The 13,184-nt window shown below is 47.0% G+C and carries 10 protein-coding genes and 1 pseudogene; 6 read left to right on the top strand and 5 right to left on the bottom strand.

Annotated features, from left to right (window positions below; all coding sequences use genetic code 11):
- Window positions 1–62: 62 nt before the first annotated feature.
- The 3 genes and pseudogenes from K941_RS14905 to purF all read left to right on the top strand — a co-directional run.
- Window positions 63–1,076, top strand: a pseudogene (locus K941_RS14905) (quinone-dependent dihydroorotate dehydrogenase); the annotation flags it as partial.
- A 101-nt stretch (window positions 1,077–1,177) separates the two neighbouring features.
- Entirely contained in the window at window positions 1,178–1,681 is a 504-nt protein-coding gene (locus tag K941_RS0105930; protein ID WP_029102893.1) for a CvpA family protein, read from the top strand.
- A 99-nt stretch (window positions 1,682–1,780) separates the two neighbouring features.
- Complete coding sequence (gene purF / locus K941_RS0105925) at window positions 1,781–3,295, top strand: amidophosphoribosyltransferase (RefSeq protein ID WP_029102892.1); 1,515 nt, start codon at window positions 1,781–1,783, stop codon at window positions 3,293–3,295.
- A 312-nt stretch (window positions 3,296–3,607) separates the two neighbouring features.
- Here the strand turns inward: purF and nrdA are convergent, their stop codons facing one another.
- Window positions 3,608–5,884, bottom strand: coding sequence for a class 1a ribonucleoside-diphosphate reductase subunit alpha (gene nrdA, locus K941_RS0105915; RefSeq protein WP_029102891.1), 2,277 nt, complete (start codon window positions 5,882–5,884; stop codon window positions 3,608–3,610).
- Window positions 5,885–6,374: 490 nt separating this feature from the next.
- Between nrdA and K941_RS14900 the strand changes: the two genes are divergently transcribed.
- From K941_RS14900 to K941_RS16360, 3 genes are read left to right on the top strand one after another with little or no spacing between them, the layout of a single operon-like run.
- Window positions 6,375–7,079 (top strand): phosphatase PAP2 family protein, encoded by a 705-nt coding sequence (locus tag K941_RS14900; RefSeq protein WP_029102890.1) that lies wholly within the window; start codon window positions 6,375–6,377, stop codon window positions 7,077–7,079.
- Window positions 7,043–7,801, top strand: a complete 759-nt coding sequence (locus K941_RS0105900) for a dual specificity protein phosphatase family protein (protein WP_147287563.1) — start codon at window positions 7,043–7,045, stop codon at window positions 7,799–7,801. The genes K941_RS14900 and K941_RS0105900 overlap by 37 nt, the downstream gene beginning before the upstream one ends.
- Window positions 7,798–8,511: a phosphatidate cytidylyltransferase gene (locus tag K941_RS16360; protein ID WP_051225915.1), complete on the top strand. Its 714-nt coding sequence runs from the start codon at window positions 7,798–7,800 to the stop codon at window positions 8,509–8,511. The genes K941_RS0105900 and K941_RS16360 overlap by 4 nt, the downstream gene beginning before the upstream one ends.
- On the opposite strand, the gene K941_RS0105890 is transcribed toward K941_RS16360, so the two are convergent.
- From K941_RS0105890 to K941_RS0105875, 4 genes are all read right to left on the bottom strand, one after another.
- On the bottom strand, window positions 8,482–9,306 hold the full coding sequence (locus K941_RS0105890) for an SDR family NAD(P)-dependent oxidoreductase (RefSeq protein ID WP_029102888.1): 825 nt from the start codon (window positions 9,304–9,306) through the stop codon (window positions 8,482–8,484). The genes K941_RS16360 and K941_RS0105890 overlap by 30 nt on opposite strands.
- An 80-nt stretch (window positions 9,307–9,386) precedes the next feature.
- On the bottom strand, window positions 9,387–10,490 hold the full coding sequence (locus tag K941_RS0105885; RefSeq protein ID WP_029102887.1) for a patatin-like phospholipase family protein: 1,104 nt from the start codon (window positions 10,488–10,490) through the stop codon (window positions 9,387–9,389).
- A 2-nt stretch (window positions 10,491–10,492) separates the two neighbouring features.
- Window positions 10,493–12,292 (bottom strand): bifunctional alpha/beta hydrolase/class I SAM-dependent methyltransferase, encoded by a 1,800-nt coding sequence (locus K941_RS0105880; RefSeq protein ID WP_036387673.1) that lies wholly within the window; start codon window positions 12,290–12,292, stop codon window positions 10,493–10,495.
- Between the two features lie 35 nt (window positions 12,293–12,327).
- Complete coding sequence (locus tag K941_RS0105875) at window positions 12,328–12,939, bottom strand: CDP-alcohol phosphatidyltransferase family protein (RefSeq protein ID WP_051225914.1); 612 nt, start codon at window positions 12,937–12,939, stop codon at window positions 12,328–12,330.
- Between the last annotated feature and the right edge of the window lie 245 nt (window positions 12,940–13,184).

Genomic DNA, 13,184 nt, shown 5'->3' with positions numbered 1-13,184 from the left:
TTAACCTTTTAACAGAATATGTTATAATGTCAAAAGATGTATTTATCCATTTTGAGAGACCCATGTCATATAGCTTACTTCGCCCTTATCTATTTTCCATGCAACCTGAAAAAGCCCACGAATGGACGCTTGAAAATTTAGAGCGATTGCATAAAGCACGCCTGCTTGGGTTTGCTTATCCACGCCAGTCAATGCCGACCAACTGCATGGGCATTAGCCTGATGAACCCTGTGGGACTGGCGGCAGGGCTTGATAAGAATGGCGAGTATATTGACGCCTTGGCTGAGCTCGGCTTTGGTTTTTTGGAGATTGGTACAGTCACGCCACAACCGCAGGTGGGTAATCCACGCCCGAGAATGTTCCGTTTGGCGGACAGTGGAGCGATTATCAACCGCATGGGCTTTAATAACGATGGTGTGGATAAGATGGTTGCCAACATCGAGCGTGCCAAATACAAAGGCGTGCTTGGCATTAACATCGGTAAAAATGCGACCACGCCTGTTGAGAATGCCTTGGATGATTATGTGTACTGCTTGGAGCGGGTTTATCCTTATGCCAGTTATATCACCATTAACATTTCTAGTCCCAACACCGCCAATTTGCGAAGCCTGCAAGGGGTGTCCGAGCTGGCTCATCTGTTAGATGGCATCAAGACTTGCCATACAAAACTGGCAAACGAGTATGGCTACTATGTGCCACTTGCCCTAAAAATCGCCCCTGATTTGAACGAGAACCAAATAGATGACATCGCTAAAAATCTCACCAACTTTGACATTGATGGGCTGATTGCCACGAATACCACGTTATCACGGGCGGGTGTCGAAGACCAAGAGTATGCCCATGAAGATGGTGGGTTGTCAGGTAGACCGCTTAGTCATCAAAGCACATTGGTGCTAATGGCATTTGCTGAGCGACTGTCGGGCAAGGTGGATTTGATTGGGGTGGGCGGTATTGACACGGGCGATTTGGCGGTGCGTAAGCTGAGTGCAGGAGCGACCGCCGTACAGTTGTACTCAGGACTGGTTTATAAAGGTCCTTCGCTCGTGCAGGACTGCGTGCAAAGCATTGCTAACTACAAAGAGCGTGCCTTGGTCGTGGCGGATAAATCTGATGATTTGGATAAAGACGTGAATGATAACGACTTGGACAAAAATACTTCGGGCGAGCCGAATAAAGCATGAGTATTCTTGATATTGGTATCGCCTTTATGGTGCTTGTTGGACTGTGGCGTGGTTTTCAAGCAGGGGCGATTAAGACAGCGATGTCACTGGTGGCGTGGTTTGTCGCACTCATTGTGGCGTCAGCGCTTGCCAAAGAGTTCTCGCCTTTGTTTGCAGGTGTGGTTGATAACGAAGTCTTACAGATTTCGCTGGCATTTTTGGTGATTGTGCTGATTATTGTGAGTATCACGCACGTTATCTCGTGGCTGGCATTAAAAACTTTAAAATTTTTAAAATTGGGCTTTTTGGATAACATTTTGGGTGGTATCTTGGGGGCAGGTAAGGGCGTGTTAAAAGTGCTGATTATCCTAAGTATCGCATCCCCCTTGCTTATTAAACTACCCCAATGGCAAGAATCCATTCTCGCCCAAAACTTACTTCCCCTTGCCCCTGTGGCACAGGCGTTATTGACCGAAGTGCTTGGTGAAGCATGGAATCAAGTAGAAAATCCGTATCAATAGGGCGGATTTTTTAATGTAAAAAATTTGTTAAAAATCTGTATCAGCATTAAATCTTTTTAACCTAATTGGCGTGTTGCCAAACTTTTGGAGTGAACAACTATGTGTGGTGTGATTGGTGTGTGTGCCCATGAGCCTGTGGGTCAGATGTTATATGATGGCTTGACCATGTTACAACATCGAGGGCAGGACGCGGCAGGGATAGTAACCCTAAAAGATGACCGCCTGTATCTGCGTAAAGACAACGGCATGGTGCGAGATGTGTTTTTAAATAAGCACATGGTGCGTTTGGTGGGGAATTTTGGTATCGGGCATGTTCGCTATCCGACCGCAGGTACATCAAGCACGGCAGAAGCTCAGCCTTTATATGTCAATTCTCCCTACGGCATTGCCTTGGCACACAACGGCAACCTAACCAATGCCGAAACCCTTGCCAAAGAAGTCTATGAGCATGACCGCCGTCATTTGAACACCGATTCGGACTCGGAAGTGCTACTTAACATTTTTGCTCATGAACTACAAAAATTCACCAAAACCAAACTCGCCCCCGATGACATTTTTACCGCCTTACAAGCTGTCTATGACCGCTGTCAAGGGGCGTATGGCGTGGTGGCAATGATAGCAGGGCATGGCATGCTGGCGTTTAGAGACCCTAACGGCATTCGCCCACTGGTCTATGGTCGCCGTCTGACCCCCGCTGGCGTGGAGTACATGGTGGCGTCGGAGTCGGTGGCACTGACTGCGTTGGGCTTTGAAGTGGTGCGAGACATCAACCCTGGTGAAGCGATTTTTATTGATTTAAATTATAACTTACACACCAAGCAATGCACCGACAAAATCAAGCACACGCCTTGTATCTTTGAGTATGTCTATTTTGCCCGTCCTGACAGTATCATTGATAACATCTCAGTACATAAGGCTCGCATGCGGATGGGGGAGAAGCTCGCTCAGCGAATCATCTCGGAGTGGGGTGACAATCACGAGATTGATGTGGTCATTCCCATTCCTGATACATCTCGCAACTCGGCACTAGAATGTGCCACTCATCTGGGCGTGAAATACCGTGAGGGCTTTAACAAAAACCGCTATATCGGGCGTACCTTTATCATGCCTGGTCAATCCATGCGTAAAAAGAGTGTCCGCCAAAAGCTAAACGCCATTCCTTTGGAATTTAAAAACAAAAACGTCCTACTGGTGGATGATTCTATCGTGCGTGGGACGACCTGCCATGAGATTATTCAGATGGCACGAGATGCTGGGGCGAAAAACGTCTTTTTTGCATCCGTTGCCCCGCCTGTGATTTTCCCCAATGTTTATGGCATTGACATGCCAGTGCGGAGTGAGCTGATTTCATCAGGGCGTACGGTTGATGAAGTGCGTGAGATTATCGGGGCTGACCGCTTGATTTTCCAAGATTTGGATGATTTGGTGGAAGCGGTTAATAATACCAAATACAGTCGTGTTGATGGCTTTGACTGCTCGGTGTTTGACGGCTGTTATGTGGCGGGGCAGATTACCGAAGAGTATCTACAAGAGCTACAAGCCAAACGCAATGACGGTGCCAAAAAACAGCAAGTGGCAAATAATCCTGTGGACATTACAGGGATCATGGAATAAATCAATGCTTCATGTTGTGAAAATAGGTCTTGTCTGTCAAGACCTGTTTTTTATATATAAAAGCCAAAAAATCAAGCCTACCAGTCGATAGGATGTGCCTGCCTTTGGTATTTGCAATGAAAAATGAGAAAAATCGCACGTTTTTCAAGGAAAAAACTTGAGGCTGATAGTTATTCTATCAAGCAAGTTTTTGACGATGAAAAACCAGATTTAGCCATTTTTCATGCAAAAATTGATTGAAATTGTCAAATTTTCATCTTATTTTATAAAAATGTTATCAATGGTAGGCACGCCCTAGACTTGATTTTAAAATCACAACTTACACGCCCCGCCTGCACAGCCGTCATCTAACTCGCCTTGGCTGTCGTCTGCTCCGTCTCGGGTGTTGTGATAATATAGGGTTTTTACGCCCAGTTTATAAGCGGTAAGCAGGTCTTGAATCATGATTTTCATGGGGACTTTTCCGCCTTCAAACTTGCTGGGGTCATAGTTGGTGTTGGCAGAGATGGACTGGTCGATGAATTTTTGCATGATGCCAACGAGTTTTAGGTAGCCGTTATTGTCGGGCATTTGCCATAACAGCTCGTATTTATTTGCCAAATTCTCGATGTCAGGCACGACTTGTTTTAAAATGCCGTCCTTTGACTGCTTGACCGACACCAAGCCCCGTGGCGGTTCGATACCGTTGGTGGCGTTGGCAATTTGGCTAGATGTCTCAGATGGCATGAGAGCCGACAAGGTGGAGTTACGCAGACCGTGCTGTTTGATGTTGGCACGCAGGGCTTCCCAGTCTAGGTGTAGTGGCTCATTGCAGATGTTATCCAAATCCGCCTTGTAGGTATCAATCGGCAAAATACCTTGACTGTATGTCGTCTCGCCAAAGGCAGGGCAAGCCCCTTTTTCTTGGGCAAGTTTGTTCGACGCTTCTAGCAGATAATACTGGAACGCTTCAAAAGTGCGGTGAGTCAGCCCAATCGCCCCCATGTCTGAGTAGCGTGTGCCGTTTTTGGCAAGATAATAGGCGTAGTTAATCACACCCACACCCAGTGTACGGCGGTTCATGCTACCATTTTTGGCGGCGATGACAGGATAGTCTTGATAGTTAAGCAAAGCGTCCAACGCACGCACAATCAGCTCGGCAGGCTCTCTCATCTCTTCTAGCTTGTCAATCTTGCCTAGATTGATGGCAGACAACGTACATAGGGCAATCTCACCATGCTCATCATTGATATTATCAAGCGGTTTGGTGGGTAGGGCGATTTCCATGCATAGGTTGGATTGGCGAACAGGGGCAACAGACGGGTCAAAGGGGCTGTGCGTGTTGCAGTGATCAACGTTTTGGACATAGATACGCCCCGTGCTGGCACGCTCTTGGAGCATGAGACTAAACAGCTCACGGGCAGGGATTTTGCGTTTGCGAATGCTCTTGTCATTTTCATATAGGGTGTAGAGACGTTCAAATTCGGCTTGGTCAGCAAAAAATGCGTCATAAAGCCCTGCCACATCAGATGGGGAGAATAGGGTAATGTCTTCGTTTTTGATGAGTCGGGTGTAGAGTGTTTTGTTAATCTGTACGCCATAATCCATGTGACGGACACGGTTGTCTTCGACGCCACGGTTGTTTTTTAGGACAAGTAGGCTCTCGACCTCTAAATGCCACAGCGGATAAAACAAAGTCGCTGCCCCACCACGCACACCGCCTTGTGAGCAGGATTTGACCGCTGCTTGGAACATTTTAAAAAATGGAATACAGCCTGTGTGCTGAGCTTCACCGCCACGAATGGGTGAGCCCAACGCACGAATCGCCCCTGCATTCACGCCAATACCCGCACGCTGTGAGACGTAGCGGACGATGGCGGATGTGGTGGCGTTGATGCTGTCTAGGTTGTCGCCACATTCGATGAGTACGCATGAGCTAAACTGACGGGTGGGGGTGCGCACGCCTGACATGATGGGGGTAGGCAGTGAGATGTAGAAGTTGGATGTGGCGTCATAAAAACGCTTGATGTAGTCCAGTCGTACCGCTTTATCATAGCTGGCAAATAGGCACATGCCGACCAAAATGTACAAAAACTGGGGGCTTTCATAGACTTTTTTGGTGACACGGTCTTGGACGAGATATTTGCCCATCATCTGCTCAACCGCTGCATAGGCAAGGTTCATGTCACGTTCGTGGTCGATGTAGGCGTTTAGTTCATCAAATTCGGCACGGTCATAATCTGCCAAAATGTGCTTGTCGTATTTGCCCATTTCGGTCAAGCAGGCGACATGGTCATACAGATGTGGCGGTTCATAGTCGCCATAGGCAATCTTACGTAGATGAAAAATGGCAAGACGAGCCGCCAGATATTGATAATCAGGCGTTTCGGCTGAGATTAAGTCCGCCGCCGCCTTGATGATGGTCTCATGAATGTCACGGGTAGCAATGCCGTCATAAAACTGAATGTGTGATTTTAGTTCCACTTGCGACACGGAGACGTTGTCTAATCCTTTGGCTGCCCATGTGATGACCTTGTGAATCTTATCAAGGTTGATGGGTTCAAAGGTGCCGTCTCTTTTTTTGACTTTGATTTGGTCGATGTGTGTCATAAAATCACCCGTTTTTGTTGTAAATTGTAAAAAATTACCAAATCTCAATGACTTAGCGATTTTTCTATTTAAAAATTAACCACTAGATGTAGTAATGCATTTCTAAGGTAGCACAATATAGCCTAAAAATTTTTAAAATACTAGCTTGTATTTTGTGCCAATCTGTGATTTTGTCATTTTAACCAAACTTGAAAAACGTACAAAAAAGACAGGATAAGGCTTTGAGGCTTGTCAAGAGATGGATAAAATTTTTTAAGAAAATTTTGTAAAGAAATTGGGCAAATTTTCATCAATTTGTCGGACAGACGATTATCAAATTTTTGATAAATTTTATAAAAATTATAAAAAAACCAACCAGTCGGATTTTTTAAAATAGGGTAAAAAATAGGTGTATAAATGGGTGTGGATTTGTTTTTGCTTGGGCTATTTTTACTTGACTTTGGGGTGAATTTGGCATTTAATGCAGTTTATTTGTACATATTTGGCAATCATGAATGATGACCTAAAACAGCGAACGACGGCACTTGTTAAGACATTGGTGGTATTTGGGCTAGCATACCCCCTAACCAATGCCTATACGCACGCTTTGATGTCGCACACACCAACAGCGGTGGGGACGGTGGCAAGTCGCTATGATGTCGTGCCATTTGTGGCGTGGACGATAGTGCCTTATAGTTTATCCTTTGTACTGTTTGTGCTGAGTTTTTATGTGGTGTCGTCTGCCATGCTGTCTCGGCTGTTGCACCGTTTGGTGCTTGGGACGTTGGTGGCGTGCCTGTGCTTTTATGCTTATCCTTTGGTGTTTGCCTGTGATAGACCTGTCATGTCGGAGCAGTGGCGGTGGGCGTATGAGCTGTTGTCGCTCGTGGATAAGCCTTATAATCAACTGCCATCTTTGCACGCCTGCTATGCACTGCTGTTTGGGGTGAGTTTGTGGCATGTGGTGCAAGGGCGGTGGCGTGGTCTGTATCGTGTGGGACTAAGTCTTATCTGTGTAGCGATAGCAGGAGCAACGCTTTTTACTTGGCAACATCACGTGGCGGACGTGGTCGCAGGGCTTGCGCTTGCGGTAGTGGTATTGGTTGCGGAGCGATGGCTTCATGACTTGCCATACATCACAGGGCGAGCGATGATGAAGTTTATCACGCTTGGGGTGCTGTGGTTTTGGGGTGGGCGGTCGTGCCTGTCTTGGTAGGTTATCAAGGTACGGCGTGGGCAATGATGGCAAAACTTATGGGCATGTATGGCTGTTTGGGTCTGTTCTCGGTGGCGTGGCTCTATGCCAAGCCGTCATGGATAACTATTCTATTAGCCAAACAGACGGATAAACATCATGTTGGTGCATTTCGTCCCAGTGCGTACGGATTGGGTTTACCTATTATCATCATTTATAAGCTCATGTGGCGACTGGCGTGGGCGTGTCATTTTGTGTGTCATGACATTGGCAGGCGAGTGATTCACACCCAAGCGTTTACCATTATGGCAATCGGTCATCTGTCTGATGATGTGCTAGATGAGTTAAGCCAATACGCTGGGCGATATCGGCAGATACTGTGGGTAGATGTCTGTGCGGAGATGGCATCTGATTTTGCCCATGCTAGGCTACTGGCGGATAAGAGAACAGCGACAAAATGGCGGTATGTCAATCTTGGCGTGATGGATTTACAGTCTTTTGACGACTCTATCATGAATCATATCAAGGCATTACATGATGATATCAAGCAAGCAGGCGAGCCTAATACACTCATTATCTGCCAATGTGCGATGGGACAATCTAGGAGTGTGGCGGTGATGATATGCCTGCTTGCCTTACAACAGAGCATTTGTCCACATCGGCTGTCCGTGCAGGATAAAGAGATGATAGATTCTGTGCTGTCGTCCTATGGCAAGCACCGTGCGTGGAGGTTATTGGCATGAGTGAATATTTATTATTAATCTTAATGACGGTTGTCTTGCTGATCATGTTGTTTATCAAATGCTTGGGCAAATGTCGGGGAGTTTATCAAACAGTGCGGTCATGGTTTTGGCTGTTGGCAGTGCTGTGGCTTGCCTTTATGCTTGGGCGATATGGCGTGGCGACATTGGGCATGCTGATGAGTGGTATCGCCCTGTGGGAGCTGTGGAGAGTGATTAAGGTGTGGACATGGCGTGATGGGCTATTTGTGGGCTGTGTCGGACTGTTTGGGCTGGCGTGGGTGTGGCTCGCCTTGACCGTCAAGCCTTTATCTGTGCTGTTGTTTGTCCTATTTGCGGTGCAGGTTTGTGATGTGTGCCAATATCTCATGGGGCGAGCTTTTGGTCATCGCCTGTTTGCCAGTAAACTTGCCCCCAATCTTAGCCCTAATAAGACCATTGAAGGGGCGGTGTTTGGCGTGCTGTTGATGATGGTGCTAAGCCTGCCTGTGGGGCGAGTTTTGACTGATTTTGGCATGGGTCAGTTGGTACTACTGGCGGTGTCGCTTGGGGCATGCGGTATTGTTGGCGATTTGTTAGAATCGAGCGTCAAACGCCGTCATCAGGTCAAGGACATGGGGGCGTGGCTGGCAGGGCATGGCGGACTTTTAGATAGAATGGACAGCCTACTGGTGAGCGTGCCACTATTTGCGGTCTTGATGGTGGTACTGTAATTGCATGACTTTGGCAAGTAAGGGACGAGGCAGGGCGGTTAGGAGCTTGACGATGGCTTTCATGGATTTGGGAAAGACGTGTAGAGCGATGTCGTTATGTATGGCGTGAATGATTTGATGGACGGTTTCTTGTTCGCTGATTAAAAATGGCTTATCCGCTCGTCCGCATGGCTTATCCGCTCGTCCGCCATGCAACTGACTTAATGTCGCCGTATCCACATAGCCACAAGCGATGGCGATGACTTGTATGCCAAATGGAGCAAGTGCCATGCGATAGGCAAGCGTGTCTTGTATCATCGCACGTTTGCAGTGAGCGTATAGGCTTGCCCCTTGAAAGTCAAATAGCCCTGCCACAGATGAGATGGCGACCAAACTTGTGGGCGTGGCAGGCGTGGTGCGATGAATGGTTTGTTTTTCTTGAGCTTGTTTTTTGTGAATAAGACGCTCACTTGCCCAAGCAAACACCGCTTGAAAGGCTTGCAAATTTAGCATGAGCATATCATGGCTTTCATCGGCACTAAGGGCTTGTTTGCGTTCAGGATAATATTTACCAATGCTATAAATCAGCTGAGAAAAAGGCGTATCTAGCCGTTTCAAGAGTTCATCTCTCTGAGTACGACAGCGGACATCACAGCAGATGGCGGTGATGTTGTCAAGCTCTAAGATGGCTTGTACTTTGTGGGGATTGCTACCAATGACCGTAACCAGATTGCCTTGACGGGCGTGCCATTTGGCAAGGGCAAGACCGATACCGCTCGTACCGCCAAAGATGATGATGGTTTGGGGGGTGTTCATTTATTTATGCCTTTTAATTTAATATAAGTAATTGATTTATAGAGTAAAATTTTAACTTTCTCTTAAAATAATTACCCAATTCACTCATCACAACGCAGTCCCACATCATAGCCATAGGCAAACTGCTCGGCAGTGATTTGGACAAAAGTAGTAAAATCATGATGATATGCCAAAATACGCCCTTGTCGAAGATTGGGTTTTTTGTCAAATAAAGGGCGGACACGGCGATAATCTTTGGTATCTAAATGGCGTATTTGGGGGTTATTTGCCATATAATCATGCACATCTTGCAGGCGAGCATTGGGCGAGAAGCCAAAGACGTGATGAATGGCAGGTTCGGCAAGCACACGACCAAAGGGAGATTTTGGTTCGGCATACACCACATCGGCAAGCTGACAGGCAAGCTCAATGGGCGTCAAATCGATGACTCCGCCCATAAGACAGTGGTCATCATGACATAGGGGAGGTAAATAATACATGTCTGTGATGGACGCACGCACCATGACGGACAAGGGCAGATTGGTCAAATGATAATCGGCACAAATGAGCGGTGAGTAGCGTGCCATGATGTTGGTTGGGGTTAGCTCTTCAAGGGCTTGCCAAAGCAGAGGGTTTGACGTCCACAGTAGCCCTTGCCATTGATGATGGGCGTGAATACGATTCAGCTGACTGGCGAGAATCAGAGCGTGTGTGGCGGACGGCTTGGAGGTGGGCTCATCAAAACGCCAACAGGGCGTGTGCGTTTCGCCGTCCACATGACCGATGGCGTGATGGGTGAGGTTGCCGATGAGTTTGTCCGTCAGATGAGTGTGGCGGATAGGACGGTTAAGTAGATGAGAGAGTTGATAACCACACCAACGTTTTAGGGCAGGCATGAGATACTGCCCATAACCATCAGAGCGTTTGTCAGTAATGCTACCGATACTTTCATAAGGCAAGCGACTGTTCATCACAGTGATAAGCGACTGCCGGCTTGTCTCTGACGAATCGGACAGGGCTTCTAACAACAGGGCGGTTGCCATTGCTCCTCCACAGTTACCAATCACCAAATCAGGTCGCCTGCCTGTATCACACAACGCCTGATAAATCCCCAAATAATAACCAAAGCGTAACCCTCCGCCTGCCATGAGTAGGGCTCGGCGGTAAAGGGGCTTTGTAAGGGGCGGTGTGGTGCTTGTGGTCATGATTAGTCAGTCGGGAGCTTGACTGCCAAAGACACGCTAAAAATGCCAAACGCATCAATTCGCATATCAATCTTTTTAAAGCCTGCCTGTGCAACCAATTGGTCAATTTCGGCTTGTGAGCGACATCGCATGACCCAATCTGTGCCTTGATGGCTGTTTAGGGTCTTGCCGATGAATTCTTGTTCGGGGTGCCACGGCTGATTGGTGTATAGCAGATAACCGCCGTCTGATAATTCTCGGTGCATACCAGTTAGGGCGGTTTGGATAAGGGTGTTATCTGAGAACAACTCAAACAGCCCTGAGACGATGGCGATGTCGTTATCAGATGAGTGGTAGCTGTCAGCACAAAAAGCGTCTTGCTGGCTGATGGTCGCTCGTGATGACAGACCTTGTTTGACAGCTTTATCCTTCATGACGCTGACATTGTGTGAATCATAATCTCGTAGCGTGGCGGTCAGTGTGGGATATTTATGCAGAAGTTCAAACGCATAATAACCATTACCACTGGCGATGTCCAAGAGTTTTATGGGCTGTTTGTCTGGGTGTGCGTTAAGGTGTTTGTCAATGGCAATCCCTGCCAATTCTAACAGATGAGCTTTGCGAATGCGAATGCCACGCCAACCGATGTTGTTTAAATAAAAATTATCAATGAGTCTGCCCACACCGAACTTACCACGTGGCTCATTTTGATAAACCTTATCTAGCGACACGCCCGAATCAAAGCCATGTGTTACCCCCGCTGATACTCCATCACTGACGTATCCAAAGCGTTCTATCATGAATTTGGTCATGGCAAAACTGGGGTTAAAACCTTTTGCTATGAGTGTATCGACTTTGTCTTTACTAAAACTTTGGGCGTGCGTGGTTGGGTTGTGGGCAGATGTCAAGTCCACAGTTTGGGGCGGACTGGCAAAAAGCTCATCGGTAAATGCCAAACAGTCGGCAAAGACGTCTTGTTTATTGACTTCATGAAAAATGGCGTGAAAACTTTTGGGATAATGCGCCCAACGCTTAATGGGCGAACGAATGCGGTCATAAAAGGTGCGTATTGCTTCTTTGTCCACGACATAATCCTGACCTGCACACAGTATCATGGTCGGTGTGGTGATGGCACCTGCGTCATCGAGCAGGCGTGCCCCTGTTTGTAGGGAGTCGATGAGCAGGTCGCGAGAGATACTTGATGAGATGAGTTTGTCAGCGTGGTATTGGCTTTGGGCTTCTTTGTCGTGTGTGAGTACTTGGGCTTTGACGTAGCTTGACACACGAGACATGACCCCGAGTTTTTTGGCGACTTTGAGTGCTGGTAGGGCAAAGGGGACATACAGACGAATGGCAAGGGCAGGCGTGCCGAGTATCATGCCACGAATGTTGGGGGCGTAGTCATGCACATAAGCACTGGCGATGACCGCTCCCAAACTACTGGCGATGAGTACAATCTGCTCATCATTGGCGTGCGTTTGGGCTTTGATGACTTTTAAAAATTCATCTAAATCACGCACCAATTGCCCAAAGCTCTCGGCATGGTCTCGCTCACCGCCTGAACGTCCGTTGCCCCGTGCGTCCCATGCAAAGACTTGATAGCCTTGTTTGACGAAGGCATGAGCCATGTCGGTCAGCCTTTGTGAGTGTTCATGCCCACGATGGAGCATGACGATGATTTTTAGGTCATCACGGTCGCCATCATGGTCATAGACATGCTCTGGCTTGTCGGTGAGCCAGTAGCGATAGAACATGGCTGTGCCGTCATAGCTATTAAACGTGCTGTGATATTCATGAATATTTGCTGTGCTGATGGGTTGCATGATAAATCCTTATTAACTTTGTTGGTCTTGCAAAACTACTGTTGATTTGTGGAGCGATGACAGATGATGGCTTGCCCACGATTGATGATGGTTTTGATAAGTAACAACTGGGCGATGATAAGGATTAGGCATTCATGGCTTAGCTCTTTATCCAGCCCCTTTATCAGTCCAAATATCCCAAGTGCCAAGGCACGATCGCTTTTTCCCAAGGGTCCATGATTGGCACGCTCGCCCGTGAGCAGGGTTGCCATGATGGCGGTTAGCTCTGTTGCTATCGATAGGGTGGTGATGAAGACAAGATGGGCAGGGTGATTGGTGTGTGGCAATAGCCCCAAAAAGAGTGCGGTGTCTGAGACCATATCGCCACTTTCATTGAGCCATGCCCCGAGCGTACTGGCTTGTCCGTGTTCTTTTGCCATCATGCCATCGATGGCATTCATTGCCATGCGGACAAACAGCCCTGTGGGTAGTAGATACCAATAAGCCTTATGGTGTTTTGCGTGACGGGCAATCAGATGAGCCATGATAAGGCTTAATATCACCGCCGATAGGGTGATTTGATTGGCGGTGAAGCCTTGTTTGACCAGCGTGTTACTGATGGGGCGAAGTTTGTTTTGAAACGCAGTTTTTAATTGATGAACAGACATGATATGGCTACATCATAATATAACAGTGTTTTGTATTTTAACAAACTTTTAGAGCGTTGTGGAAATTATTTTATTTAACATAATCCTTTTTAAATTATTTATTTAGAATGAAAATTCAAATCAAGTTAATCATTATATCTTTAACCATGGAGAATTGTTTTTTTGCTTAATTTCAAAATCATCTCCTTGGCGTATGCAGTTTATAGCCAACAAAAAAGCCGTCCAAAGACAGCTTTTTTACAATA

Origin of the sequence: Moraxella caprae DSM 19149, assembly GCF_000426885.1 — a bacterium.
In the GTDB taxonomy this organism is placed as follows: domain Bacteria; phylum Pseudomonadota; class Gammaproteobacteria; order Pseudomonadales; family Moraxellaceae; genus Moraxella; species Moraxella caprae.
This window is presented reverse-complemented; position numbering and strand designations above follow the sequence as displayed.

Excerpts from the sequence above, each read along its gene's own strand:
- K941_RS0105930 (WP_029102893.1), top strand. The coding sequence starts at position 1,178 with ATGAGTATTCTTGATATTGGTATCGCCTTTATGGTGCTTGTTGGACTG.
- purF (WP_029102892.1), top strand. The coding sequence starts at position 1,781 with ATGTGTGGTGTGATTGGTGTGTGTGCCCATGAGCCTGTGGGTCAGATG.
- nrdA (WP_029102891.1), bottom strand. The coding sequence starts at position 5,884 with ATGACACACATCGACCAAATCAAAGTCAAAAAAAGAGACGGCACCTTT.
- K941_RS14900 (WP_029102890.1), top strand. The coding sequence starts at position 6,375 with ATGAATGATGACCTAAAACAGCGAACGACGGCACTTGTTAAGACATTG.
- K941_RS16360 (WP_051225915.1), top strand. The coding sequence starts at position 7,798 with ATGAGTGAATATTTATTATTAATCTTAATGACGGTTGTCTTGCTGATC.
- K941_RS0105890 (WP_029102888.1), bottom strand. The coding sequence starts at position 9,306 with ATGAACACCCCCCAAACCATCATCATCTTTGGCGGTACGAGCGGTATC.
- K941_RS0105885 (WP_029102887.1), bottom strand. The coding sequence starts at position 10,490 with ATGACCACAAGCACCACACCGCCCCTTACAAAGCCCCTTTACCGCCGA.
- K941_RS0105880 (WP_036387673.1), bottom strand. The coding sequence starts at position 12,292 with ATGCAACCCATCAGCACAGCAAATATTCATGAATATCACAGCACGTTT.
- K941_RS0105875 (WP_051225914.1), bottom strand. The coding sequence starts at position 12,939 with ATGTCTGTTCATCAATTAAAAACTGCGTTTCAAAACAAACTTCGCCCC.